Source organism: Caenimonas sp. SL110 (assembly GCF_001044395.1).
Lineage (GTDB): Bacteria > Pseudomonadota > Gammaproteobacteria > Burkholderiales > Burkholderiaceae_C > Ramlibacter.
On the sequence record NZ_JANU01000003.1, the window covers coordinates 38,004 to 63,862 of the forward strand.

At 64.4% G+C, this 25,859-nt stretch carries 24 protein-coding genes; 7 read left to right on the forward strand and 17 right to left on the reverse strand.

Annotated features, from left to right (window positions below; genetic code table 11):
- Positions 1 to 5: 5 nt before the first annotated feature.
- Positions 6 to 1,076, forward strand: a complete 1,071-nt coding sequence (locus AQ12_RS01920; protein WP_048438248.1) for a malate/lactate/ureidoglycolate dehydrogenase — start codon at positions 6 to 8, stop codon at positions 1,074 to 1,076.
- Here AQ12_RS01920 and AQ12_RS01925 read toward each other — a convergent pair.
- The 6 genes from AQ12_RS01925 to AQ12_RS01950 all read right to left on the reverse strand — a co-directional run bounded on the left by AQ12_RS01925 (position 1,073) and on the right by AQ12_RS01950 (position 5,351).
- Positions 1,073 to 1,456 carry a type II toxin-antitoxin system VapC family toxin gene (locus tag AQ12_RS01925; RefSeq protein WP_048438175.1) on the reverse strand — a complete coding sequence of 128 codons (384 nt, stop codon included), beginning with the start codon at positions 1,454 to 1,456 and terminating at the stop codon, positions 1,073 to 1,075. The two genes, AQ12_RS01920 and AQ12_RS01925, sit on opposite strands and share 4 nt — an antisense overlap.
- Positions 1,453 to 1,677 (reverse strand): type II toxin-antitoxin system VapB family antitoxin, encoded by a 225-nt coding sequence (locus AQ12_RS01930; protein WP_048438176.1) that lies wholly within the window; start codon positions 1,675 to 1,677, stop codon positions 1,453 to 1,455. Before AQ12_RS01930 ends, AQ12_RS01925 begins: the two co-directional genes overlap by 4 nt.
- A 77-nt stretch (positions 1,678 to 1,754) precedes the next feature.
- On the reverse strand, positions 1,755 to 2,441 hold the full coding sequence (gene pdeM, locus AQ12_RS01935) for a ligase-associated DNA damage response endonuclease PdeM (RefSeq protein WP_048438177.1): 687 nt from the start codon (positions 2,439 to 2,441) through the stop codon (positions 1,755 to 1,757).
- 8 nt (positions 2,442 to 2,449) lie between these two features.
- The gene (gene slmA, locus AQ12_RS01940) at positions 2,450 to 3,079 is read right to left on the reverse strand and encodes a nucleoid occlusion factor SlmA (protein ID WP_048438249.1); all 630 of its coding nucleotides are present in this window, start codon (positions 3,077 to 3,079) and stop codon (positions 2,450 to 2,452) included.
- Between the two features lie 122 nt (positions 3,080 to 3,201).
- A complete protein-coding gene (locus AQ12_RS01945) occupies positions 3,202 to 4,575 on the reverse strand; it encodes a sensor histidine kinase (protein WP_048438250.1) in 1,374 nt (457 codons plus the stop codon).
- Positions 4,576 to 4,646: 71 nt separating this feature from the next.
- Entirely contained in the window at positions 4,647 to 5,351 is a 705-nt protein-coding gene (locus AQ12_RS01950; RefSeq protein WP_048438251.1) for a response regulator transcription factor, read from the reverse strand.
- Positions 5,352 to 5,442: 91 nt separating this feature from the next.
- Here AQ12_RS01950 and AQ12_RS01955 point away from each other — a divergent pair, with 91 nt between their 5' ends.
- Entirely contained in the window at positions 5,443 to 6,489 is a 1,047-nt protein-coding gene (locus AQ12_RS01955) for a glycosyltransferase family 2 protein (protein ID WP_082151371.1), read from the forward strand.
- Positions 6,490 to 6,491: 2 nt separating this feature from the next.
- Here AQ12_RS01955 and AQ12_RS01960 read toward each other — a convergent pair whose 3' ends face one another.
- The 5 genes from AQ12_RS01960 to AQ12_RS01980 form a co-directional block, all read right to left on the reverse strand.
- The gene (locus AQ12_RS01960; RefSeq protein WP_048438179.1) at positions 6,492 to 7,478 is read right to left on the reverse strand and encodes an NAD-dependent epimerase; all 987 of its coding nucleotides are present in this window, start codon (positions 7,476 to 7,478) and stop codon (positions 6,492 to 6,494) included.
- A gap of 13 nt (positions 7,479 to 7,491) precedes the next feature.
- Positions 7,492 to 8,814, reverse strand: coding sequence for a UDP-glucose/GDP-mannose dehydrogenase family protein (locus AQ12_RS01965; protein WP_048438180.1), 1,323 nt, complete (start codon positions 8,812 to 8,814; stop codon positions 7,492 to 7,494).
- Between the two features lie 21 nt (positions 8,815 to 8,835).
- On the reverse strand, positions 8,836 to 9,726 hold the full coding sequence (gene argB, locus AQ12_RS01970) for an acetylglutamate kinase (protein ID WP_048438181.1): 891 nt from the start codon (positions 9,724 to 9,726) through the stop codon (positions 8,836 to 8,838).
- Positions 9,727 to 9,760: 34 nt separating this feature from the next.
- The gene (locus AQ12_RS01975; protein WP_048438182.1) at positions 9,761 to 10,864 is read right to left on the reverse strand and encodes a glycosyltransferase family 4 protein; all 1,104 of its coding nucleotides are present in this window, start codon (positions 10,862 to 10,864) and stop codon (positions 9,761 to 9,763) included.
- A gap of 88 nt (positions 10,865 to 10,952) precedes the next feature.
- A complete protein-coding gene (locus AQ12_RS01980; RefSeq protein ID WP_152682636.1) occupies positions 10,953 to 11,660 on the reverse strand; it encodes a glycosyl transferase in 708 nt (235 codons plus the stop codon).
- Positions 11,661 to 11,763: 103 nt separating this feature from the next.
- Here AQ12_RS01980 and rfbB point away from each other — a divergent pair, with 103 nt between their 5' ends.
- From rfbB to AQ12_RS02005, 5 genes are read left to right on the forward strand one after another with little or no spacing between them, the layout of a single operon-like run.
- Entirely contained in the window at positions 11,764 to 12,837 is a 1,074-nt protein-coding gene (gene rfbB, locus AQ12_RS01985; RefSeq protein ID WP_048438183.1) for a dTDP-glucose 4,6-dehydratase, read from the forward strand.
- Positions 12,834 to 13,742 (forward strand): dTDP-4-dehydrorhamnose reductase, encoded by a 909-nt coding sequence (rfbD, locus tag AQ12_RS01990; RefSeq protein ID WP_048438184.1) that lies wholly within the window; start codon positions 12,834 to 12,836, stop codon positions 13,740 to 13,742. The genes rfbB and rfbD overlap by 4 nt, the downstream gene beginning before the upstream one ends.
- A gap of 39 nt (positions 13,743 to 13,781) precedes the next feature.
- Positions 13,782 to 14,678 (forward strand): glucose-1-phosphate thymidylyltransferase RfbA, encoded by an 897-nt coding sequence (gene rfbA / locus AQ12_RS01995; RefSeq protein ID WP_048438185.1) that lies wholly within the window; start codon positions 13,782 to 13,784, stop codon positions 14,676 to 14,678.
- Positions 14,679 to 14,686: 8 nt separating this feature from the next.
- Positions 14,687 to 15,244 carry a dTDP-4-dehydrorhamnose 3,5-epimerase gene (gene rfbC, locus AQ12_RS02000; protein ID WP_048438186.1) on the forward strand — a complete coding sequence of 186 codons (558 nt, stop codon included), beginning with the start codon at positions 14,687 to 14,689 and terminating at the stop codon, positions 15,242 to 15,244.
- Positions 15,237 to 16,874: a M10 family metallopeptidase C-terminal domain-containing protein gene (locus AQ12_RS02005; RefSeq protein ID WP_238587624.1), complete on the forward strand. Its 1,638-nt coding sequence runs from the start codon at positions 15,237 to 15,239 to the stop codon at positions 16,872 to 16,874. The genes rfbC and AQ12_RS02005 overlap by 8 nt, the downstream gene beginning before the upstream one ends.
- A gap of 190 nt (positions 16,875 to 17,064) precedes the next feature.
- Here the strand turns inward: AQ12_RS02005 and AQ12_RS02010 are convergent, their stop codons facing one another.
- The 6 genes from AQ12_RS02010 to AQ12_RS02035 form a co-directional block, all read right to left on the reverse strand.
- The gene (locus AQ12_RS02010) at positions 17,065 to 18,522 is read right to left on the reverse strand and encodes a TolC family outer membrane protein (protein WP_161798971.1); all 1,458 of its coding nucleotides are present in this window, start codon (positions 18,520 to 18,522) and stop codon (positions 17,065 to 17,067) included.
- The gene (locus AQ12_RS02015) at positions 18,522 to 19,910 is read right to left on the reverse strand and encodes an HlyD family type I secretion periplasmic adaptor subunit (RefSeq protein ID WP_048438188.1); all 1,389 of its coding nucleotides are present in this window, start codon (positions 19,908 to 19,910) and stop codon (positions 18,522 to 18,524) included. The genes AQ12_RS02010 and AQ12_RS02015 overlap by 1 nt, the downstream gene beginning before the upstream one ends.
- Before the next feature lie 54 nt (positions 19,911 to 19,964).
- Positions 19,965 to 21,713 carry a type I secretion system permease/ATPase gene (locus AQ12_RS02020; RefSeq protein WP_048438189.1) on the reverse strand — a complete coding sequence of 583 codons (1,749 nt, stop codon included), beginning with the start codon at positions 21,711 to 21,713 and terminating at the stop codon, positions 19,965 to 19,967.
- Positions 21,714 to 21,731: 18 nt separating this feature from the next.
- Positions 21,732 to 23,537 (reverse strand): type I secretion system permease/ATPase, encoded by a 1,806-nt coding sequence (locus tag AQ12_RS02025; RefSeq protein WP_202967485.1) that lies wholly within the window; start codon positions 23,535 to 23,537, stop codon positions 21,732 to 21,734.
- Positions 23,534 to 24,172 (reverse strand): hypothetical protein, encoded by a 639-nt coding sequence (locus AQ12_RS02030; protein ID WP_048438190.1) that lies wholly within the window; start codon positions 24,170 to 24,172, stop codon positions 23,534 to 23,536. Before AQ12_RS02030 ends, AQ12_RS02025 begins: the two co-directional genes overlap by 4 nt.
- A gap of 66 nt (positions 24,173 to 24,238) precedes the next feature.
- A complete protein-coding gene (locus tag AQ12_RS02035) occupies positions 24,239 to 25,825 on the reverse strand; it encodes a M10 family metallopeptidase (RefSeq protein WP_152682638.1) in 1,587 nt (528 codons plus the stop codon).
- Positions 25,826 to 25,859 lie beyond the last annotated feature (34 nt).

Below are 25,859 nucleotides of genomic sequence, written 5' to 3' on the forward strand. Positions count from 1 at the left end.
AACCGATGACCAAGCCCTCGAAGACCCTGCAGGCGGCAGACCTGCGCGCCAAGGTAGCCGCGCTGCTGACAGCGGCTGGCAGCACCGCCACCGAAGCCGTGCGCGTCGCCGACAACCTCGTGTACGCAAATTTGAGCGGCCACGATTCGCATGGCGTGGGCATGGTGCCGCGCTACATCGACGCCGTGCTGGAAGGCGGCCTCAACCCGAATGCCAGCGCCAAGGTATTGCTCGACGCAGGCAGCATGATCTCGCTGGACGGCCAGCGCGGCTACGGCCAGATCGTCGGCGAGGAAGCGATGCAGCTGGGCATGGACCGCGCCAAGGACACCGGCAGCTGCATCCTCGCGCTGGCCAACGCGCATCACCTGGGGCGCATTGGTCACTTTGCCGAGATGGCGGTTGCGCGCGGGCTGGTGTCGATTCACTTCGTCAATGTGCAGTCGCGTCCGGTGGTGGCTCCATTCGCAGGAGGCGACGGGCGCTACGGGACCAATCCGTGCTGCATCGGCGTGCCGCTGGCAGGCCGCGATCCGTTCGTGCTCGACTTTGCAACCAGCCGTGTTGCGCAGGGCAAGATGCGCGTCGCGCACAACGAGGGACGGCAGGTCGAAGCGGGTTATCTCATCGACGAACAGGGCCGCCCGACAACCGACCCGGGCGTTGTCGTTGTTCCGCAGGCCAATGGTTTGTTCGGCGCGCTGATGGCCTTTGGCGAGCACAAGGGTTACGGCATGGCGGTCGCGTGCGAGTTGCTGGGTGGCGCCCTGACGGGCAGTGGCACATGGCACCGGCCTGCCGATTCCGCGCGTTCGGTCATCAACGGAATGCTGACGATCCTGATCGACCCATCGAAGCTGGGGACGCGCGCGTCATTCGAATCGGAGGCGCTGGCGTTTGTCGATTGGCTGCGTCAGAGTCCGCCAGCACCCGGCGCCGACAAGGTGCGCATTGCGGGTGAGCCCGAGCGTGAAGCGCGTGCACGGCGCGAGGCGGCAGGCATCGAGATCGACGGCACGACCTGGGGCGAGATCGTGGAGGCGGGGCGCAAGGTGGGGCACCTGGTGCCGGCTTAGTGTTTCAGATCCGGCCGGTGTGCCACGCCGAAGCGCTGCGCAACTTCGACAAGCCTTCGATCGAATGACCACAAGCTTGCTCCGGGCGTCACGAGTGTCGAGGCGAGGAGCGCCAGATCGACGAGGCCGCATCCCAGGCCGTAGAGCTTCTCGCGCTCCGCGAACTGCGTGACCTCCTCAAGCGTTGCCTGTTCCGCAGTCTTGAGCAGCGCCAGGTCTCCCAAGGTCTGCGCCCGGGGTTCAGGTGGGGTGCCACACGCCAGTTCGAGCAGGACCATGGGGTGAATCAAGGCCATGTCGAGGCTCATCAAATTCATCAGATTTTCGTTGCGGCGCCGAAAGTGGTCGACCCACACCGAGGTGTCAACGAGCACGCTCATTGCGCGCTGGAGGCACCACGGGCTGCACGCCCTTCGCGCCGGCGAGGCACGTCTTTCATTGCGGGCGCCCGCCCGCCGAGTGCGGCGAGCCGCTTGGCCGCCTGAACCCTGACAAACGTCTGGATGGCTTCGCGAAAGAGGTCCGCCTTGTCCATGTTTGGATCGGCCAGTTCGATGGCCTTCGCATAGAGCGAGTCTTCGATGGTGACGGTGGTTCGCAAGGGGTACTCCTGAGTCAATTTTTGATGCACTATGTCATCATATATCGCATCAGATATAGCATCCGATTGCTGCGAACTCAACCCAGCGGCAAGGCCGCAAGCGCCCGCACCACATCCCCTGTCACCGGAAATATCCTGTCCCCCGCCCTCGGCTCGATGCGGTGCATGCCGGTGAAACTGCCAAACGCGGGCAGCACACCGACTGCGTTCTCGTTCAGCGTTCCGCTGTCGTCGCCGAACCAGAAGCACGGCAGGCGCAGGCGCTCGAAAGCGCGGCCCTTCACGCTGATGCACGGATGCCAGTGGCCGCACAGCACATAGGCGCCTTCAACCGGTCGCGGGTGATGGCACAAGGCATAGGGCCCGAGCCGAAGCGGCTCATCAACCACATGGATCGCAAGCGATGACGGCGGGTCGCCCGCGCGGTCATCGTGGTTGCCGCGCACCAGGGTGAGTTCGAGTGCTGCGTTGTTGGCTCGCCAACCGGCAATCACATCCAGCGTGCCCCTGGCATGCGACCGCACCGAGTGCAGGAAGTCGCCCAGGAACACCACGCGGGTCGCCCCGGTATCCGCAATCGCGCGCGACAGCACTTCGAGGTTCGCCGTCGTCGTGCCGCTGGGCACCGGCACGCCCAGCTTGCGAAAACTCACCGCCTTGCCGAAGTGCGCATCGGCAATCAGCAAGGTGTGTTCCGAAGGGATGTAAGCCGCGCCGCTGGGATGAAGGACCAGGTCGGTGCCGGCAACCTTGACTCGTAGCAACCGGGCCCCTAAAGCATCCGTGCGAGGCTGGCTTCGAGGTGTTCCGATGGCGCGCGGCGAAAACCCGAGCGCGCAAACCGCTGCAGCCGTCCGACAACGAATGCGGTGAGCATGGAAGCGCGGACCTGCGCATCGAGGCTGGGCGTGGCCGAGCCATCGCCGTCGGCGGCAGTGCGCAGGCTTTGCTTGAGCGACGATTCGATCTTGTCGAAGAACTGGTTCATGCGTTGCTGCAGGCGTTCGTTTTCGAACACCAGCGCATCGCCGACCATGACGCGCGTCATGCCGGGATTTTTTTCTGCGAACTGCAGCAGCATGCCGACCGTCCGTGCGGCCTGCGCCGTGCCGGCCTGTTCGCGCTCGGCGATCTGGTTGACCAGGGTGAAGACGGTCTGCTCGATGAACTCGATCAGGCCCTCGAACATCTGCGCCTTGCTGGCGAAGTGGCGGTACAGCGCGGCTTCGCTCACGTCGAGCTTTGCAGCGAGTGCCGCAGTGGTGATGCGCTCTGCGCCGGGTTGCTCCAACATGGCGGCGAGCGCCTGCAGGATCTGCACGCGGCGCTCACCGGGCTTGGGGCGCTTGCGGGCAGGGGCCTGCGGCTGTTCAGCGGCTGAGCCGGGGGCTTCGTCTGGCATACTGATTTGCGCTTCGGCCATGGGTGTTCAATTGTGTGTGTCGACAAATTCTCGCACAGCTCATCCTAGGGGTTTTCGCCACTGGCGTTACGTTTCTAGCGGCCTGCAAGCCAAGTGCGTACTTACCCCGCGAAGGTCATTGTTACCCTGAGGCCTTGATCTTGCGCGCCTGGGTTGAGCTCCAGGTGGCCGTGATGCACATGCGCGATTTCATCGGCGATCGCCAGTCCCAGGCCATTGCCTTCGCCTTGCGTTCCGCGCACCCGGTAGAACCGTTCAAGCACGCGATTGCGTTCGGCCGGCGCAATGCCGGGGCCGTCGTCCTCGACTTCAAGAAATGCATTTCCCGCCCGATGGCCGCATCGGATCGTCACGGTGCCGCCGTCGTGGGTGTACTTCACCGCGTTGTCCACCAGATTGCCGAGCAGCTCGCGCAGCAGCCATTCGTGCGCCAGTACATGCACCGGTTGCGCGTCCAGGCCCAGGTCGATCTGCCTGGCGGTCGCCGCATCCAGATGCGACTCGAGCATGGCTTCGCACACCTGCTTCAGATCGACCCGTTCCATCGGCTGTGACTGCAGCGTGTGAACGTCGGCACGGGACAGGGCCAGCAACTGGTTGGCCAACTGCGAGGTGCGCCGCGTCGCGCCCTGCAGCTTCATAACCTGGTCGGCCCGAAGCTGCACGGTTGCCTGCGAAGGGTCGGCTTTCGCTGCCTGCGCCCACGCTTCCACCTGCGCCTGCAATCCGGCCAGTGGCGTGCGCAACTGGTGCGCCGCGTCGGCAATGAAACGGCGCTGGCTCTCGGCCTGCGCATTGACCAGGCCGAACAGGCGATTGAGCGAGTTGACCAACGGCCGCACTTCTTCGGGCGAAGCCGCCTCGTCGATCGCCGTGAGGTCCTTGGGCGAGCGCCGCTCCACCGCATCGCGCAATTCGGTCAGGGGGCGCAGGGCCCGCTCCACGGCCCATCCCACTGCGAACGCGGCCAGCGCCACCAGCAGCAGATTGGGAAGCAACACCTTGAGCAGGATGGAGCGCGCCCATTGCTGGCGCGGATCGGAGCCGTCCGCCAGGGTGACGATCACCTCGCCCAGCACCGATTGCTGGCGCTGGCGGACGATGCGCCAGGTGACGCCGCCATTTTCTTCACTGTGGATCTCGGGCTCGGCCGTGGTGGGCGGCAATGCGCCCAGCCAGGTTTCGCCGGCCAGCACCGTGCCGTCGGGATCGACGATGGCGTAGGCGGCCGTTTGCGGGTTCTCCAGGAATTCCTGTACCGCAGGGGCGAGCAGCAGCACCGGCTTGTCGGTCTTGCTGTCGCCTCGGGTGATGATCGAATCGGCCAGCAACGGAACCAGGCTGAGCAGCCGCTGGTCCTGCTGGATGGCGACGTTGTCGGCAGAGCGGTAATCCAGCCATGAATTGAGCAGGGCCAGCAGGACCAGCGGCGCGATCAACATCACCAGCAGGCGCCTGCGCAGGCCCGACGCCATGCCCAGGGCAGCACCTGCGCCGGGGCCAAGGACGCGCTGCCACGCGCGCCGGATTCCCGAGGGCCCGGGCTTCACGGCGTGCCCGGTGCCGCCATTTCAAGCCGGTAACCAAAGCCGCGTATCGAGCGCAGCGCCACCCCATGCGGCTCCAGCTTGCCGCGCAACCGCGAGATGTACACCTCGACCGCGTTCGGTGTAATTTCCTTGTCCCAGCCGGTGAGCGCCTGCAGCAGCTTTTCCTTGCTGGCGGGCTTGGGGGCATTGATCAGCAGGTATTCCAGCACCGTCCACTCACGCGGGCCGAGCTCGATCGGCACAGGCACCCCGAGCGCGGGCCGCGCGACGGCGCGGCGGTTGGCTGTGTCCAGCTCGATCGGGCCGAAGCTCAGGACAGCCGTCGTGGCCGCCTGCGAACGGCGCAGCAAGGCACGCAGGCGCGCCAGCAGTTCCGGCAGTTCGTAGGGCTTGATCATGTAGTCGTCGGCGCCCAGGTCCAGGCCCTGCACGCGGTCGTGCAACGCGTCGCGGGCGGTCAGGATCAGCACCGGCATGGCAGGGTTGGCCATTTCGGGGCGGCGCAGGCGGCGCGTGAGTTCAAGCCCGTCCATCTGCGGCAGTCCGATGTCGATGATCGCGGCGTCGAATACTTCAGCGCGCAGCACGTCCTCGGCCCGCTCGCCGTTGCCGACCCAATCCACCGCGTATCCCGCGTCGGTCAGGCCCAGCTTGATGCCGCTGGCGACCATGACGTCGTCTTCCACCAATAACAGCCGCATGGGCTTGTCTCCCGTTTCCAGGGCGTATTTTGCTTGAGGGCGCGCCCGATCGGCACGGGGCATGCGTGGCCCACCCTACAATTCGCGGTCCATGTCCTCGCCCTACCCATCGACCGACCGGCCCATTGCAGTCGTCATCCCCTGCTACAAGGTCAAGCGCCACATCCTGGGCGTGATCGAACTCATCCCGCCTACCGTCGCCCAGATCTGGGTTGTCGACGACGCTTGCCCCGAGGGCACGGCCGATCACGTCGAGGCGCACTGCCGCGACCCGCGCGTCAAGATCGTGCGTCAGGCAAAAAACGGCGGTGTGGGCGCTGCGGTGATGGCCGGCTACCGCGCTGCGCTCGGAGCCGGCGCGGGCATCATGGTCAAGATCGATGGCGACGGCCAGATGCCGCCGTCGCGCATCGTCCAGTTCGTGACACCCATCCAGCAGGGACTGGCCGACTACACCAAGGGCAACCGTTTCTTCGATCCCGAAAGCCTCGCGGAAATGCCGGGTCTGCGCTTGTTCGGCAACCTGATGCTGTCGTTCCTGACCAAGATTTCCAGCGGCTACTGGCATGTCGTCGATCCGACCAACGGCTTCACCGCGATTGATGCGCGACTGGTGGCGCGGCTTCGCATGGACAAGATCGCCAACCGCTATTTCTTCGAGTCGGACCTGCTGTTCCGGTTGGGCACGTTGCGTGCCGTGGTGCTGGACGTGCCGATGAAGGCCGAGTATCCGCACGAGGACTCGTCGCTGTCGATCAAGCGCGTGATCGGACCGTTCCTGGTGGGCAACATCCGCAACTTCTTCAAGCGCATCGTTTACATGTACTACCTGCGCGACTTTTCGCTGGGCTCGGTGCTGTTGCCGCTGGGCCTGGGCCTGACGACGTTCGGCCTGGTGTTTGGCAGTCTCAAGTGGGCTCACCTGACCTCGGTTGGCACGATTGCGTCGGCCGGCACCGTCATGCTGGCCGCACTGCCGTTGATCCTGGGCATCCAGATGCTGCTGACCTTCGTGCAGTTCGATGTATCGAACGTGCCACGCGTGCCGGTGGGCCCGCTATTGGGCGCTATCGACGACGCCGAGTGGCGGTCCAAGCGCGACGCCGATGCCAACGCTGGCGCGGACACCGGCGCCTGACCCTATTTCCGGTAGTAAGACCTGAACCAGCGGGCAAATTGCGCGAGCCCGTCCTTCAGCGGCGTTGACGGGCTGAACCCGACCCAGGCCTGCAACGCGCTGGTGTCGGCATAGGTCGCAACCACATCACCCGGCTGCATGGGCAACAGGCGCTTTTGCGCCGTGCCCCCTAGCGCATCTTCCAGCGTGGCGATGAATTCGAGCAAGGGCACTGGCGCGTGGTTGCCGATATTGAAGATGCGCGCTGGCGCGGGTGCTTCACCTGCCGCAACCGGCGGCTTGTCGAGCACCCGCAGCACCCCCTCCACGACATCGTCGATGTAGGTGAAGTCGCGCGACATGGCGCCGTGGTTGTACACGTCGATGGCGCGGCCTTCGACGATGGCCTGCGCGAATAGCTGGGTTGCCATGTCGGGGCGGCCCCAGGGACCGTAGACCGTGAAAAAGCGCAAACCCGTCGTCGGCAACGCATAGAGATGGCTGTACGTGTGCGCCATCAGTTCGTTGGACTTCTTGGTCGCAGCGTAAAGGCTCACCGGGTGATCGACCGGATCGGATTCTGAAAAGGGCAGCTTGGTGTTGCCGCCATAGACGCTGGAACTGCTGGCGTACACCAGGTGCTCGATGCGCGCCTGCCTGCAACCTTCCAGGATGTTGGCGAAGCCCACGATGTTGCTGTCGATGTAGGCCTGCGGATTGACCAGCGAATACCGCACGCCGGCCTGGGCCGCCAGATGCACGACCCGGTCGAAGCGGCCGCTTGCGAACAGCGCGCGCATGGGTTCGCGGTCCACGATGTCGGCGGCTTCGAAATGGAAGTTGGCGTGCCTGGCGTGACCGGCGAGTATTTCGATACGCGCCTGCTTGAGCGTCGGGTCGTAGTAGTCGTTGAGGTTGTCCAGTCCCGTCACCTGGTCGCCGCGCGCCAGCAGGGCCGCGCAGGTGTGCATGCCGATGAAGCCGGCCGCGCCTGTGACGAGTACGCGCATGGCCCTTGCGCCTTCAGCGCCCGATGGCGTGGTATTCGAAGCCGCGGGCGCGCAGCATCACCGGGTCGTAGAGGTTGCGCCCGTCGAATATGACGGGCGTGCGCAGCGCGGCGGCAATCGCGTCGAAGTCGGGACTGCGAAATTCCTTCCACTCGGTCACGATCACCAGCGCATCCGCATCCTGCACGGCGGACATGGCATCGCTGGTGTAGCCCAGGCCGTGCAAGGGACCGAAGGCCCGCTGCGCCGACTCCATCGCGGCGGGATCGTACGCCCTGACCTGCGCGCCAGCTCCCAGCAGCGACTCGATGATGGCGGCGCTGGGCGCCTCGCGCATGTCGTCGGTATTGGCCTTGAATGCGAGGCCCCACACCGCAAATCGGCGCCCGGTGAGGCGGTCACCGAAGCGCGCGCGAATCTTGGCCGGCAGCACGCGCTTTTGGTGGTGATTCGCCATCTCGACGGCAGCCAGCACCTTCAGGTCCATGTCTGCGTCGTCACGCGCGGTGCGCAAGAGCGCCTGCACATCCTTGGGAAAGCATGAGCCGCCGTAGCCGCAACCGGCATAGAGAAAGTCATAGCCGATGCGTGGATCGGAGCCGATGCCCTTGCGCACCGACTCGATGTCGGCGCCCATCCGCTCGGCCAGGTTGGCCAGCTCGTTCATGAAACTGATGCGGGTCGCGAGCATGGCATTGGCCGCGTACTTGGTCAGTTCGGCGCTGCGTGCATCCATCAACACAAACCGGTCGTGGTTGCGCTGGAAGGGGGCATACAGCTCGCGCATGACGCTGATCGCATGGTCGTCGTCTGAGCCCACGATGATGCGGTCGGGCCGCATGAAATCCTCAACGGCCGCGCCTTCCTTAAGGAATTCCGGATTGGAGACGACGCTGAATGCAATCGGCGCGCCGCGATGCCCGAGTTCATCGGCAATGGCAGCCCGAACCTTGTCGGCCGTGCCCACGGGTACGGTGCTCTTGTTGACCACCACGCGGTAGTCGCTCATGTGGCGCCCGATCGAGCGCGCCGCTGCCAGGACATATTGCAGGTCGGCCGAGCCGTCTTCGCCCGGCGGGGTGCCCACGGCGATGAACTGCAGCAGGCCGAAATCAGCCGCTTCCTTTGCATCGGTGGTGAACGACAGGCGACCGGCCTTCACATTGCGCTGCACGATCGCTTCGAGCCCCGGCTCGAAGATGTGGATCTGGCCGCTGCGCAGCATGGCGACCTTGCGCTCGTCGGTATCGAAGCACAACACATCGTTGCCCACATCGGCCAGGCAGGCGCCGCTGACCAGGCCGACGTAGCCTGTGCCGATGACCGTGATTTTCATGGGGTGTTTTCGGGGCCGAGGCTAGTGCGAACGAATCATGGTGCCGTAGGCCTGATCGGTGAGGATTTCAAGCAGCATGGCGTGGGGCACGCGTCCATCGATGATGTGTACCGAATTCACACCGCTCTTGGCCGCGTCGAGTGCGCCAGCGATCTTGGGCAGCATGCCGCCGGAGATGGTGCCGTCGGCGAACAGCTCGTCGATCTCGCGCGCAGACAGGTTGGTCAGCAGCTTGCCGGACTTGTCGAGCACACCGGAAGTGTTCGTCAGCAGCATGAGCTTTTCGGCCTTGAGCACGGTGGCGAGCTTGCTGGCGACAACGTCGGCATTGATGTTGTAGCTCTCGTTGTTGGCGCCAAAACCGATCGGCGAAATCACGGGAATGAACTGGTCGTCCTGCAACGCCTTCACCACGCTCGGGTCGATGGACACGATGTCGCCGACCTGGCCCACGTCGTGTTCCTTGGACGGATCGGCGCTGTCGAGCATCTTGAGTTTCTGTGCACGGATCAGGCCGCCGTCGCGCCCTGTGAGGCCCACCGCCTTGCCGCCGGCCTGGTTGATCAGGCCCACGATGTCCTGCTGCACCTGGCCTGCCAGCACCCACTCCACGACTTCCATCGTTTCATCGTCGGTCACACGCATGCCCTGGATGAATTCACCCTTCTTGCCCAGGCGGCTGAGCGCCGACTCGATCTGCGGACCGCCGCCATGCACCACCACCGGGTTCATGCCAACCAGTTTGAGCAGCACCACGTCTTCGGCAAAGTCGGCCTGCAGCTCGGGGTCTGTCATGGCGTTGCCGCCGTACTTGATCACGAGGGTCTTGCCGTGGAATCGCCTGATGTAGGGCAGTGCCTGCGCCAGAATTTCGGCCTTGTCACGGGGAGCGATGTTGAGGAGGTCGGTCATTGCGCAAATTGTGCCATCGCTGCAGCAGCGCGCGTCATCTGCGTATCCAGCGGGGCACCTTGAACCGGATGATCGATGTGTAGGCCCAGATATAGGAGATCGCGAACAGCGCCGAAAAAAGCATCAGCACGGGCGTGTTGTGCCAGAACAGCACGGCGGGCAGCACCGTGAGGATGGTGAACCCCCACAGATAAGGCGAGGTGCGGTTGTTGCGCATCAGCATGCGGCGCGCCTCGTCATCATCGAACACACGACGCACGATGCGCCGGTAGATGAGCTGGTGAAAGTGCAAGGCGTCAGCCACACCGGGCGACTGTCCCCGCATGGCCTTGCGCCAGATCGAGAACATCGTCTCCCAGACCGGATAGATCAGCAGCAGCAGCGGAAACCAGGGCGAAACCTCGGGGTGGCGTTTGACCAGCATGACGCACGCGATGGCAATGACGATGCCCCAGAGGTAGGCGCCACAGTCCCCCGCAAAGATCAGCCCTCGCGGGTAGTTCCAGACCAGAAAGCCCGCGGTGCCCCCGGCCAGCGCAAGCACGATGCCCGCCAGCTGGCGGTCGCCGGCCTGGAGCGCGACGTAGGCCAGCGCGCAGCAAACCACCAGGGCCACGGTTCCCGCCAGTCCGTTGTAGCCGTCGATGAGGTTGAATGCGTGCGGCAGGCCGCTGATCGCGAAAACTGCAAGGCCAACCCCCAGCCACGGATAGTGCAGCATCACCGTATCGATGACAGGCAGCCCCAGCCGAGGCACCGACAGGTCGAGCAGGCCGACGGCAAGTATTGCGGCGGACACCGTGAGCAGCAGCCGGTAGAACGCCGATAGCCGCTGCGTGAGGTCTTCGACCGCGCCTGCGGCGACGGTGAGCACCGCGACCAGCCAGAGGTAAACGGCGGTGACAAGGTCGATCCGGATGTTGTTGGGAATGTTCAGCTTGCCGGAGATGACCATCCAGCCCCAGCCAACCGTGCAGGCGGCCAGCATGCCCAGGCCGCCGACGCGCGGAACGTGGCCGGCGTGAAACCGCTGCACCATTTCGGCGCCGTAGGTCTGGGGCCTGCCCTTCGCAAATCGCAACAGGACGGCCGTGGTCAGGAAGGCGGCAGCACCGCAAAGAATCAGCAAAAAAAGCATGCGGCGCTATTGTCGCGTTTTGTTACGCATGGCGAGGCCCTAACGAGGGCTGACGACCCCGGGCGGTACTAAGTCGCACGAAGTGGCACTAAGTCGCGATTGCGGCGAGGTAGCGGCGCAACACCGGGCCCGTCCACAGCCTCCACAGGCTCTGAAGATGCCAGACCAGGTGCCTGACTTCGCGGCCGCTTCCGCGCATGGCCTGGTGCACCACAGGCACCTCGACCCGACGCAGCGTAAGCCCTGCCAGCCGCAGGCGAAGGCAAAAGTCGGTGTCTTCGCAGTACATGAAAAAGCGTTCGTCGAAGCCGCCGAGACGGCGGTAGATCGACGCGGGCACCAGCCAGAATGCCGCGCTGACCCAGTCGACGTCGCGCTGCGGCTGCTTGAGCAACCGGCGGCGCAGCAATGCGGTGGGCGTCACGGCCTCTCGCTCGTTGTCCTGCAGGCTGCCGTCGGGATTGAGCAGCACCGGATAGGCCAGACCCGCCCCGGCTTCACAGGCCTGCGCCACCAGCGAGCGCCACAGCTCGGGGCCGGGCAGTTCGACGTCGGGATTGAGCACGCAGAAGAACTCTGAATAGCAATGGGCGAAGGCGCGGTTGTGGTTGGCCCCAAAGCCGGCAGGGCGATCGTTGTAAAGCTCGGTGAAACGAAAGGGCCAGCCGCCGGGCGGAGCCTGCAGCGGAGGCTCACCCACGTTGTGCGTCACGATCACGTGCTCGATCCAGCCGCCGTGCCCGTCGCACAACTCCGCGAGCAGGCCCTGCACCATGTCGGTGTGGCGATGGCTCACGATCGACACAGCGACACGGCCTCTTGATGAGGCGTGTACTGAATTTGGGGCACTTACAATGGAGGCGGTCAATTCAAGGCTTCGGCTAAATTCGGGACAAACCATGATTCTAGTGACTGGCGGGTGCGGCTTCATTGGTTCCGCTTTCCTGCTGAGTTGGTTTCGCAACACGGATGAGCCGGTTGTGAACCTGGACCTTCTCACCTACGCAGGGCATCCGGGCAACCTCCAGGCCCTCTCCGGCGATCCGCGGCATATTTTTGTAAAGGGCGATATCGCCGACTCCGCGCTGGTCGCCAGGCTCCTGGAAGAGCACAAGCCGCGCGCCATTATCAATTTCGCAGCCGAGAGCCATGTGGACCGGTCGATTGACGGCCCGCTGGCGTTTGCGCAAACCAACGTGGTGGGAACCTTGCTCCTGCTGGAAACCACGCACGCCTGGTGGCGGACCCTGCCGCCGGGTGTGGCCGCTGAATTCCGGTTCCTGCATGTATCGACCGACGAAGTGTTCGGCTCGCTGGACGCCAATGCGGCGGCATTCACGGAAACGCACCGTTATGAGCCCAACAGCCCCTATTCGGCGTCCAAGGCTGCGTCGGACCATTTCGTCAGGGCGTGGCACCACACCTTCGGCCTGCCCACGCTCACCACGAACTGCTCCAATAACTATGGCCCACGGCAGTTCCCGGAAAAGCTCATCCCGCTGATGATCCTCAATGCGCTGGGTGGCAAACCCTTGCCGGTGTATGGCGATGGCATGCAGGTGCGCGACTGGCTGCATGTGGACGATCACTGCGCCGCACTGCGCGCGGTTCTGGCCAAGGGCAAGCCCGGCGAGTGCTACAACATCGGCGGCCGCTCCGAGCGCACCAACCTGGCGGTGGTCGATGCGATCTGCAAGGCGCTCGATACGCTCAGGCCCAACACAGACGGTGCAAGGTACGCTGACCTGGTGACCCATGTCAGGGACAGGCCCGGCCACGATCGCCGCTATGCCATCGACGACTCCAAGATCGCGCATCAACTTGGCTGGCAACCGGAAATCGAATTCCAGCACGGCATCCGGTCCACCGTCGAGTGGTATCTCTCCAACCAGGAATGGGTCCGGTCGGTGACAAGCGGCAGCTACCGTCAGTGGGTTGAGCGGCAATACGAGAGCCTGGCGCGCGCTGCATGAAGATTTTGCTGCTCGGCGCGCAGGGCCAGGTCGGCTGGCAGTTGCGGCGCAGCCTCTCGGTCGTGGGCGAGGTTGTTGCGCTGCACCGCGAGAGCCCCGGCATGGCGATCGATCTGTTGCGCCCCCAGACACTGGTGGATGCAGTCCGGGCGGTGCGCCCCGACGTGATCGTCAACGCCGCAGCCTACACGGCGGTCGATCGCGCCGAGACCGAACGCGAGGCTGCCTTCGCCATCAATGCCCACGCGTGCGAGGTGCTGGCCGGCGAGGCTCGCGCGTGCGGCGCATGGCTGGTGCACTACTCCACCGACTACGTTTTTGACGGCAGCGGCACCACGCCCTGGCGAGAGACCGACGCAACCGCGCCGATCAACACCTATGGCGCGAGCAAGCTGGCAGGCGAGCAGGCCGTCGTGACGGGCACCGAACGCCACATCGTGCTTCGTTGCAGCTGGGTGTTCGACACCTGGGGCCAGAATTTCCTGAAGTCCATCCTGCGCGCCGCTGCGCACAAGGACAGCCTGAACATCGTTTGCGACCAATGGGGTGCGCCGACCCGCGCGGGCCTGATCGCGGACGTCACGGCGCATATCGTTGCCCGGCTCCAGACTTCACCTTCGAATGGCCCGGCGGGCCTGTATCACCTCGCCCCCACAGGCGAGACAAACTGGCACGAATACGCGAGTTTTGCCATTGCGCACGCGCTGGCGTGCGGCATGCCGCTGAAGGCGACCCCGGCGACGGTGCTGCCCATCCTTGCGGCGCAGTATCCTGTGGCGGCGCCCCGCCCCAGCAATTCGCGGCTCGACACGACGCGGCTTCGGGCAACATTCGCTCTGGCGCTTGCGCCCTGGCAGGACGGCGTACGGCAAGTCGTGGCAGAGCTTGCAGCGGCAGGCAGCTAGAACAAACACAGCTGGAAGAGACTGACAGGGAACCAACAGATGGCCGCAGCACAGAACAAACCCCGCAAGGGAATCATCCTCGCCGGAGGCGCCGGCACGCGTCTGCACCCGGCAACCCTCGCAATTTCCAAGCAGCTGCTGCCGGTCTACGACAAGCCCATGATCTATTACCCGCTGGCAGCATTGATGCTCGCCGGAATCCGGGAAGTGCTCGTCATCAGCACGCCGCAGGACACCCCGCGCTTCGAGCAGTTGCTGGGCGACGGCAAGGCCTGGGGCATGCAGTTCGAGTACGCGGTGCAGCCCAGGCCCGAAGGCCTCGCGCAGGCATTCATCATCGGGCGCGAGTTCCTGGATGGCGCGCCGAGTGCCCTGGTGCTGGGCGACAATATCTTCTACGGCCACGACCTGGTCAAGCTCCTGCAGGAAGCCGATGCGCAGCAGTCGGGCGCGACCGTCTTCGCCTATCACGTCAAGGACCCCGAGCGCTATGGCGTGGTGGCGTTCGACGACCAGGGCAAGGCCACATCCATCGAAGAAAAGCCGGTGTCGCCGCGCAGCCACTTCGCGGTGACCGGTCTCTACTTCTACGACGAGCAGGTGTGCGAAATTGCCGCTTCAGTGAAACCGTCTGCAAGGGGGGAACTTGAGATCACCACGGTGAACCAAGCCTACCTGGACCGCGGCCAACTCAGCGTCCAGACCATGGGCCGTGGCCTGGCCTGGCTGGACACCGGAACACACGAAAGCATGCTGGAAGCTTCGCAATTCATTCATACGCTTGAAAGCCGGCAGGGCCTGAAAGTCGCCTGCCCGGAAGAAATTGCGTGGCGCAATGGCTGGATCGACCGCGACCAGCTGCTCGCGCTGGCCGAGCCGCTGGTCAAAAGCACCTACGGCACCTACCTGCGCGACATCGCGTTGGGTACGCTTTAGGCCGGCCCATGCTCAAGGCCACGCCAACCGCACTGCCCGAGGTGCTGGTGCTCGAACCGCGCGTGTTCGGTGACGATCGCGGGTTCTTCATGGAAAGCTGGAATGAAGCTGCGTTCCACCAGGCCACCGGCACGCAGGTGCGTTTCGTGCAGGACAACCATTCGCGCTCTGCGCAGGGTGTGTTGCGCGGCCTGCACTACCAGATCCGCAATCCGCAGGGCAAGCTGGTTCGTGTCACCAGCGGCCGTGTGTTCGATGTGGCAGTGGACATGCGCAGGAGTTCGCCCAACCTGGGTCGCTGGGCCGGCGTCGAGTTGAGCGCGGAGAACAAAAAGCAGCTCTGGGTTCCCGCCGGTTTCGCGCATGGATTTGTGGTGCTATCGGACCATGCTGATTTTCTGTACAAGACCACCGAGTACTACGCGCCCGAGCACGAGCGCGCGCTCGCGTGGAACGACCCCGACGTGGCGATCGACTGGCCGCTAGCCACGCTCGCCGGCGAACCGATTCTCTCGGGAAAGGACGCCGCCGCGCCGCGGTGGTCACAAGCCGAATTCTTTGATTGAAACCTTCATGCAGTACGACAGTTTCGAATCATTCGAGGGTGAGAGCAGCCCAGTTGCAGATGCGCCGTATGCAGCTGGCGGTCCGTGGGGGACAACTTACCCCACGGTCATCGCCTTTTCATACACAGGTAACTACCGGATCGATGTCCTGCTTGACGACAACGATCCTTACGCCGGACCGATAGCCGACCGCCGCTGGAACTACCAGCAGGACATGGGCTCGAAGGTCACGGTCTCCTACAGCTTCATGAGCGATGTGCCTGTGTATGGGGGCAATGAAGACATCGGTGGCTTTGGCTTCCAGCCGTTCAGCGAGGCACAAAAGACAGCGACGCGCGAGATCATGGCCCGGTTGAGTTCGGAGCTTGGCATCACGCTGATCGAGACCAGCGATTCGGCCTATGACTATGGGCAGATCCGGCTAGGCAACAGCAACCAGAGCTGGATCCAGACCGCCGGTTATGCGTGGCTGCCTAATCACGACGGCGAAAAGTCTGGCGACGTCTGGCTGGATTTCACCTTCTTGACGAATTTGTCCCCAGCGCCTGGGAATATCGGATATTCAACGCTGCTTCACGAGATCGGGCATGCGCTAGGCCTGAAGCATCCCGGCAACTACAACGCAGGCGACCCGACCAGCCAGGAACCCGGCAACTACCTGGGCACGGCCGAAGACAACTACGCGTACACCGTGATGTCGTATGAGTCCGTCGCCGCCTTTCAGGAACGCGACTGGTACGGCATCTATGACCTGCTCGCATTGAAAGCCCTGTATGGCCGGGGCTCGTGGAATGCAGGCAACACGACCCACGCATTCACGAACGCCGATGGCGACATCCTCAAGGTGATCGATGACACCTCGGGTGTCGACACGATTGACCTGTCGGCGGTGACGACGGGTGCAAAGCTCGACATGCGCCCCGGCACGTTCAGTTCGGTGGGTCTGGACTTCCGGGGCAATCCCGCAGTGGACAACCTGTCGATCGACTTCGACACCTCCATCGAAAACTTCATCGGCACCAGCCAGGCAGACACATTCATCGTCGGCAATACGCCCGTCAGCGGCAATGGCAGCGGCGGCCTGGATACCGTGGTGTTCACATCGGCGCGCGGCGCGTATCAGGCCAGCGCTTCAGGTGTCACCGTTTCGGTCACCGGCAGCGCAACCAACGACAGCTTCACCAACGTCGAGCGGCTTGCATTTGCCGACATCAACCTCGCATTCGACTTCACCGGAAACGCCGGCGAGGCTGCGCGCATTCTCGGCACGATCTTCGGCCAGGGGGACAACCCCAACCCTGCATATGCCAGCGTGCTGCTGTCGTATCTGGACAATGGCCTGGCCTATGAACAACTGATGGACGGCGCGATCGACTTCCACTTCGGTGTCAATCACACCGTGACGCAACTGGTGTCCACGATCTACACCAACCTCGCAGGCGCGGCGCCCACGCCGCAGGCGCTCGATTACTACAGCGGCTTCATCACGCGTGGTGAATACACCGAAGCGCAGTTCGCCGTCGAGGCATCCAACACGGTTTTCGCCGACTGGATCATCGACTTCGCGGGGCAATCGGTAACGGGGCTCGCGTACGACCGGGTCATGGACGGCGGATCGGGTTCGGCGTGAGAAGTCGCCAGCCCTGCTGACGGTTAACGAGGCTGTCATTGCAGGCTTGACCCGCAACCCATCTGTGATCAGGCACCGTCGCCGCTGCGCGGTGGATGCCGGATCGAGTCCGGCATGACAGCCTCCTTGACTGTCATTGCGGGCTTGACCCGCAATCCATCTGCGATCAGGCGCGTGTCAGCCCCTCGCTTCAGGGCTTCAACCACCCATTGGCCTGCTCGATCGCCTGCTCGTCGGCGATTCCAGCCAGGGCCTTCAGCCGGATGTGCGAAATCATGAACACGTAGCGGGCGTTCGACAGGTCGCGCAGTGCCTGCACGCGCGATTCTTCCGCGTTCAGGATGTCCACCAGCGTACGTGAGCCGCCTTCGAACGATCGGCGGTTCGACGTCACCATCACGTCGGCCGACCGCACGGCCTGCTCCAGCGCACGGATGCTCAGCACGCCTTCGGTGATGCCGCGATATTCTTTCTCCACCCGCAACGCGAGGTCGCGGCGCGTGGCTTCGAGCGCCTGCTCGGTGCGCTCGATTTCAGCCAGCGCCTGGCGGCTTTGCGAGTTGACCAGGCCACCCGCAAAGATCGGCACGTTCAGCTGCAAGCCGATGGACTTGTTGTTGAATTTCGAGCTGATCCGCGTCGGGTTGTCGCTGTCACTCACGCTCCACTGCGCGATCGCGTCCAGCGTCGGCAAGTGGCCCGAGCGGGCCTTGGCGTATTCGTGGCGCGCTGCATCGCGCTGCGCCTGCAGCGACCGCAGCTCCGGGCTCATCAGCTCGGCGCGCTCGACCCAGTCCTGCAGCGTGCCCGGCGCTGGCGCCTGCCGCAGCTTCGCATCGTCAACCGACGCGAGGCTCGTGACCGGGACATTGATGATCACCTGCAACTGGCGGCGCGTGTACTGCACATGCTGGCGCGCTTCCAGTTCTTTTGCCAATGACATGTCGAGCCGGGCCTGCGCTTCGTCGATGTCGGTGCGCACCCCCGCGCCACCGGCGAAGCGCTTGCGTGCCGCGTCGAGCTGCGTGGTGTAGGCCGCTTTCTGTGCGGCGACGAGATTGACCTGGTCCTGCGCATACAGGGCTTCCAGGTACGCACTGGTCACGCGAACGGCCAGGTTCATCGTCTCTTTATCGAGGATCGCGTTCGCATCTGCGACTTGCGCCTGGGCCTGGCGGTATTCGGCTATCTGGAACGGCCGGAAGATCGACTGGCGCAGCACGAGCGAACGGCTGCTGCTCGCGTATTCGATGTTGTTGGTGACCGGCGCACCCGTGGGGCCGGGCTCCGTTCTCGTGAGGTCGTTCTTGTTGCGCGTGGCCTGGGCGGAAATGTTGGGCAGCAGTGCCGCGCGCGCCTGGGGCAAACGCTCACGGCGACCATCGGCGGCGGCGCGCGCCACGCGGATCACGGAATCCTGTTCGATGGCCAGGCGGTAGGCCTGCGCCAGGGTCAGCGGTGTGCCGACGGGTTGTGTGGATGCAGCAACGGGGATCGCAGCCGTGGCTGGAGCCTGCACTGCCGGTGACACCTGGGATTGCGCCATTGCCACCGATGCGCCCCACAGCGGCGACGCGGCCAGCATGCAGGCTGCAGCGACGCGCGACAGGTCCGCGCGCAAAACCGCGTGCGATTGAAATCGATTCATCATTCTTCCTTCATGGCAGCTGCCAGGCGCTTGGTCAGCGGGTGCAGCATGTAGGCAAGCAGCGAGCGCTCACCGGTTTTCAGCACCACCTCCACCGGCATACCGGGCTGGAGCTGGCGCTTGCCGAGTTTCTTGAAACCATCGGGCGTCACGGAGACGCGCGAAAGATAGTACTGGACGCCATTGGCCGGATCGGTCAACAGGTCACCCGAAATTGAAACAACCTTGCCCTCGACCACCAGCGTGGGCGAATTGGCAAACGAGTTGAACCGGATATCAACCGGCAAGCCGGCATGCACCTTGTCGATGAGGTTGGGCGCAACACGGGTCTCGATCAACAGCGTTTCGTTGTCGGGCACGATGTCCATGATCTTCTGGCCGGCCTGGACCACACCGCCCACGGTCTGCACGGCCAGGCCGACCACCTGCCCGGCCGCCGGCGACTTGATCTCCACCCGCGCCAGGTCGTCGCCGAGCGCACGGAACTTGTGCTCATCGGACTGCACCTGCTGCGTCACGTCGGTCAGCTGGCTTTCGACTTCCTTGCGGTACTCCTGCTGGCGCGCAATCATCTTCTGCTTGAGTTCCAGGATGGATCGCTGCGCGCGGGTGATGCTGCCCAGCAGTTCGGCGATCGCTCCGTTGGCTTCCGACACCATGCGCTCGAGTTCGAGCTGGCGATTGCGCGGCGTGTAGCCTTCCTTGACCAGCTCGCGTGTCTGGGTCAGCTCTTCGTTGACCAGCTTGAGCGACTGGCGACGGCTTTCGAGCACGCCCTTGTAAGAGCCAATCAGCGCTTCCTGCCCCTGAATGCTTTCCTGCACCGCCTGCAGCTCGGCCTTGAGGCCCGCCTTGCGCGATTCGAACAGCTGCTGCTGCGTGACGATCTGCGACTGGATCAGCGGATCGGTGGATGCTGCCTGCAGGTCCGGGTGGAACACGATCTTCGGGGCGCCGGTCTGCTCGGCGATCAGCCGGCCCTGCGACGCGCGAAACGACAGGTAGTGCTGGCGAACCGACTCGTAGTTGGCTTTGGTCGCCGCTTCGTCGAGCTTCATCAGCAACTGGCCTTCTTTCACCCGGGAGCCTTCGCCCACCAGCACCTGCGTCACGATGCCACCACTGGGATGCTGCACCGCCTTGCGCTTGGTGTCGATGGCGATCATCCCCTGGCTGGGCACGCCTTCGTCGAGCGGCGCAAACGCGGCCCACAACAGGAAGCCGCCGAATCCCACGCCGAGCGCCCAGAGGCCGACCCTTGCGGCGCGCATGGCGTCACCCGACGGGGCGGGCGAAAGCGGGGATATCTCGTTTTTGTCTTGCACCACCAACGCGTCGGAATCAGCGTTCTGTGGGTTCAGGCGGGTCAGCAAATCGGGTTTGGCCATGTCAGGACTCTGGTGAAATTGGGGGTTGGGGCGCGGTTGGTGCGATGCGGGGCATCAGGCCGGCAGGGGCGTGCCCAGGTCGGGCGCGGGGGGTTGTTGGGGCGCAGGGGACTGGGACGCAGGCGGGCGCAGCGAAGCCAGCACCGCATCACGCGGCCCATCGGAGACGATCACGCCGTCTTTCAGCAGGATGATGCGGTCGGCAACGCCCACCGCGCCGGTGCGGTGGGTGATGAGGAACACGGTCTTGCCCTGTTCCTTGAGCTGCCGGAGTGTGCGCACGAGTGCGGCTTCGCCTGCGTCGTCCAGGTTGGCGTTGGGCTCGTCCAGCACGATCAGCGCAGGGTTGCCGTAGACCGCACGGGCCAGGCCGATGCGCTGGCGCTGGCCGCCCGAAAGCAAGCCGCCCGCCTCGCCGATGGGCGTGTCGTAGCCCTTGGGAAAGCGCAGGATCATCTCGTGCAGCCCGGCGCAGCGCGCAGCCTCGATCACCTTTTCAGGATTGGCCTGGCCGAAGCGGGCGATGTTCTCGGCAATCGAGCCCTCGAACAGCTCGATGTCTTGCGGCAGGTAGCCCAGGTGGGGCCCAAGCTCGATGCGGTTCCATCCGTTGATCGGCAAGCCGTCGAGCAGCACTTCACCCGAGACTGCGGGCCAGATGCCGACCATGACGCGTGCCAGCGTGGACTTGCCCGAACCCGAAGGCCCGAGCACGGCAGTGATGGTGCCGGCTGGCACTTCAAAGCCGATGCCCTTCAGGATGGGTTCCTGGCGCCCTGCCGCTGTGGCCACCACATCGCGCAGTGTCACCTGGCCCTGTGGCGCCACGCGGCGCAGGTTCTCGTCGCGATCGGGGTATTCGTTGAGCAGGCTCTCCAGCCGCTCGAACGCAGCACGGGTAAGGGCCAGCTGGCGCCAGGCGCTCACGAGCTGGTCGATGGGCGCCAGCGCGCGCGACATCAGCAGGTTGGCCGCAATCATGCCGCCGGGCGACAGCTCGCCATGGATCACCATGATGGCGCCGGCGCCCAGCGAGATCGACTGCTGGCTGTAGCGCAGCATCTTGCTCCACGCGGTGACCTTGTTGATGATGGTCTGCGACGAGGCGCTGCGATGGAGAAATTCGTTTTGCCACTTGCGCCACCGCGTGCGCAGGTTGCCAATCATGCCCATCGACTCGATCACTTCCGAATTGCGCAGCTTGCTCTGGATGTAGGCGTTGACGTCCTGGCCGGCGCGCTGCGCCGCTTCGGCAGGCACCACCGTCTGGCGATGGCCGAACCACGCGAGCAGGCCCTGCACGATCGCAAAGAAGATGGCGAGCATGCCCAGGTACGGCTGCAGGAAGAAGATCACCACGATGTAGATCGGCGACCAGGGCGCATCGAAGAACGCGAAGATGCCCTGCCCCGTCAGGAACTGGCGGATCTGGATCAGGTCGCCAAAGGCACGCGACGGGCTGGCCGTGGACTGGCTCAGGTACGACTCGAAGCTCGCATTGAAGACACGCGTGGACAGGTGCTCGTCAAAGCGCACACCGGCGCGAACCAGCACGCGCGAGCGCGACCACTCCGACACGGCCATGATGCCGAACAGGAACAGCGTGATGAGCGAGACCGCCACCAGCGTCAGCTCGCTCTGGCTCACCATCACGCGGTCAAAGATCTGCAGCATGTAGATCGTGGGGGCCAGCATCAGCAGGTTGGCCACGAAGCTGAAGATGCCGACGATCACGAATTCGCGCCGGAACGCCCACAGGGCTGCCGTGAGTTCGCTGCGCTCGAAGAACTTGGGTTTGTTCATTTTTTTGTTCTCGTCGGATCAGGGTGCCGCAGCCAGGCGCGGTGCGCCCTGGCCGCCGGCCTTGCGTTGCTGTGCGGCTTGCTGCGCTTCCTTGGCGGCCTTCGCCATCGCAGCCAATATCTCGTCACGCGGACCGAAGCCCTGGACCTGGCCGTCCTTGAGCACGAGCAGCTTGTCCACCACCGCCAGCACGCTGGTGCGGTGTGTGTTCACGACGAACGTGGTGCCGCGTGCCTTCATTTCCTTGATGGCCGCAGCCAGCGCGGCATCACCCTCTTCGTCCAGGCTTGAATTGGGCTCATCGAGCACGACGAACACCGGGTCTCCGTACAGCGCGCGGGCCAGGCCGATGCGCTGGCGCTGGCCGCCCGAGAGGATGGCTCCCTCGCGCCCCACCGGGCTGTCGTAGCCCTGCGGCAGGCCCATGATGAGTTCGTGCAGTCCCACTGCGCGTGCGGCCGCCTGCACCTTGGCGGGCTCGGCCTCGCCGAAGCGTGCGATGTTTTCGGCAACCGTGCCTTCGAACAGCTCGACGTCCTGCGGCAGGTAGCCCACGTGCGGGCCAAGCTCTGCCTTGTCCCAGGCAAACACATCGACGCCATCGAGCCGAACCTTGCCGCTTGCTGCAGGCCACAGGCCCACCAGCAGCCGCGCCAGCGTGGTCTTGCCCGATGCAGAAGGCCCGATCACCGCGAGCACCTCACCAGGCGACACGCCGAATGCAACGCCGCGAAGAATCGTGGTCGACGTTCCCGGCGCTGTGGCGACCACATGCTCGACGGTCAGCAGACCCTTGGGTGCCGGCAGCGCCATCGTCTCGCCCTTGGCCGGAATCGCCGCCAGCAATGCATCGAGGCGTCCCCATGAATCACGCGCGCTGACCACGCCACGCCACTGCGCAATGATCACGACCAGCGGCGACAGGATGCGGCCGCCGAGGATGGAGGCAACGATCATCATGCCGCTGCCCCCGTTGAGCGCGTTGTGCAGCAAGAGCCACGCGGCGACGCCCATGAGCGCAGAGCCCAAGGTGGTCTGGATGAACTTGGTCACGGCCTGGAAACCACCGGCGCGTTCGGATGCGATGGCCTGCAGGCCCAGGAATTCGCGCTGCTTCTCGATCCAGCGGCGATGGATGTCCTTTTGCATGCCCATCGACTCGATCACCTGCGCATTGCGAAGCACGCCGTCGGCGTACTGCTGCGCGCCGAATGCCATGCGGTTGGCAGCGATGAGCGGCGGCCGGGTCGAGCGTTCGTTCATCCAGCCCACCCCGGTCTGGACGATGGCACCGACCACCGAGACCCATCCGAGCACCGGGCTGATCGCGAACACGATGACGATGAAGACCAGCGCGATGGGCGACTCCATCAGTGCGTTGATGACCGGCGAGATGAAGAACTCGCGCACGGTGCGAAAGTCGCTCATGGTCTGCGAGGTGCCGCCCGGCATCTTGCGCAGGTTCGCGGTGAACATCGCCGAGAAAATGCGGTCACCCATCTTCGCGTCGAACTCGCCGCCTGCGGCCTGCAGCAACTGGGCACGCGACCATTCGAGCAGCTCCATCACCGCATACGCAAACAGCACCAGCAGCAGCAGCATGCCCAGCGTGAGGTAGTTGCGACTGGTGACCACGCGGTCGTAGACCTCCAGCATGTAGCCGGTTGGCGCGAGCACCAAAAGCGCGGCGATCAGGCTAAAGAGCAGGGCCTTCCTGAAATACGGCCTCAGGTCTTCCAGGGCCTGCGACATCTCGGACTTTTGCGGGCCTGCTGCCGCGAGCGCGGCCGCAGCTGCTGGGGATGGTGGTTTCGCCGGAGTCATTGCAGTGCCTCTACCTTCACGTAATCGGGGATCTGCCCCTTGTCCTGGCTCGCGTGCGCAACGCGCGCGGCCGCTGTTTCATCCTGCTGCGAATCCTCAACCAGGAAGGTCAGGGATAGCTCGAATTTTTCGTCCTTGCGGCGCGACAGCACCACTTCAAGCAGCTTGCGCTCATGAAACTGCGCTTCATCTGCGGGCCGCATCGCGAGCTTCATGCGCATGCGCCCGTCCAGCGTGTAAAGCGACAGGATGCCTGCCTTGAGGCTGAGTGTGTGGCGGTCGAAATAGACCGGATTGCTGTCCGCGAAATGCATCAGCGGCAACGGCTTGTCGCCCAGCCGGCTGAGGTGAAACGGGCTGCCCGGATTCTGGAACACCTGCCGCGCCGTGCGCGACACCGCATAGATCGCATTGCAGACCATCTGGGAGCCCACCAAAGGAAACTGCTGGCGCAGCGACCGGTACGCCAGGTGGTGCAACGTCACGCGATTCCAGTTGCGGTTTTGCTGGACCGTGGGCGCGAGCGCATTGCACAGCTGCGCGAAGGCAACCTGCAATTCAACGAGTTTGCGGGCCTGCTCCGGCGTGGCGTTCAGCGCAATGCGCAGGGAATCCCTGCGCGGCGAAATTTTCATATAGGAGATTGTACAAGAGTCCTATATGAAGTTTCAATGGGTGACTCCCAGCACACACAGGGGCCCTCAAGCCAGCCAGTTGCTGCTGAACCCCGACACCCCGGTCATCTGGATCTCGAAGTCCGCGAGCCCGTCGCCATCGGTGTCGCCGGCGAGCACGCCCTTGGCAAACTTCAGGTCACCCGCGCGCCCGGTGAAAGCCGAGCCGACGTACCGGAAATCCTGCATGCCATCGGCCTGCTCATTGGCGTCCCAGCCATTGAGGTCGATGCGGTCCTTTTGCGAGCCCCTGAAGTCGGTGATGACGTCGCGCCCGGTCGAGCCTGTGCCTGTATCGCCGAAATTGAACACGAACACATCGGCCCCCGTGCCACCAGTCAGCTTGTCCACGCCCGCCCCACCGGCCAACGTGTCGTTGCCACCGGCGCCGCCCAGGGTGTTCCTGCCTTCATTGCCTGTCAGCACATTGGCCGCCGAATTGCCGGTTCCCGCGATAGAGGCCGTTCCCACGAGCACCAGGTTTTCGACGCTCGCGCCCAGCGTGTAGGCCACCGTGGTGCGAACCGTGTCAATGCCCTGCGCCGTGACCTCGACCACGCGGTCGTTCACGCTGTCGATGACGTAGGTGTCATCGCCTGCGCCGCCAGTCATGGTGTCGCTTCCAAACCCGCCATCGAGCCAGTTGCCCACCGCGTTGCCCATCAGCGTGTCGTTGCCGCTGCCTCCGGTGGCGTTCTCGATCACGGCTCCGCTCGCGATCGTGTAGCCGCCGGCAATGCCCGCGTCACGCGACACATAGCCACCGGCATTGGCGCCTTCCAGCGTCGCCGCGCGCAGGTCGATGGTGCAGGCCAGCGTGCCGCCGGCATTGCTGATCGTGTCGGAGCCGCCCGCATCCCAGATGCAGGAAAAAAACGTGCCCTGCGCATTGGCCGTGGGCAGCAGGTACTCATCGTCGCCGGTGCGGGTTGTCATGTTCGCGCCGTACAGCGCCTGCAGCGCGGCGATGTCCAGCGCCATCACCGTTCCCTGGTAGCCGAACGCCTTGGACGAGTGGGGCGCCTGGCTCCAGCCATCGTTGTAGCTCATGGTCGTCCAGATGCCCTGGTTCATGCCATAGGTGCCCGTGCTGTAGGCCCCGCGCACGCCTGCGAACCTGGTGGCATCGGCTTCGCTGCCGCCATCGTGCGGGTGCGCCAGGCCCATGCCGTGGCCCAGTTCGTGAATGATGGTCACGAATCCGAAGCTGCCCTGCGCGAGGTTGCCCCAGGTCGAATGGTCGCCATTGAAGTAGCCGTAGGTTTGCGGATAACTCGCGTCGGGCACCTCGTGCATGCCCAGCATGTTGCTTCCGATGTCGGCCGAGGGAGCCAGCCACCAGACGATGTTGGCCTGCGCTGCGCTCGCGGCCTCGGTGAATTCGAGATTGCACACCGATGAATAGATGGCCAGCGCATTGCTGAATGCAGCCTTCTCGGAGTCCATCCACGACTGGCCGGTGAACTGGCCGATGGCACTGTCATCTGCTGCAACGTCACCCGCGCCGAAGTAATAGGTGACCGGCCCGCCTGTCCAGGCGCATCCCCACACCAGCGAGTCCACATACGAACTGCCGTATCCGGCCCCCGGAACATCTGTCGTTTGTGTTGCCACTTGGTCTCCCCTCTTGTCAGGCGCACATCAGGCG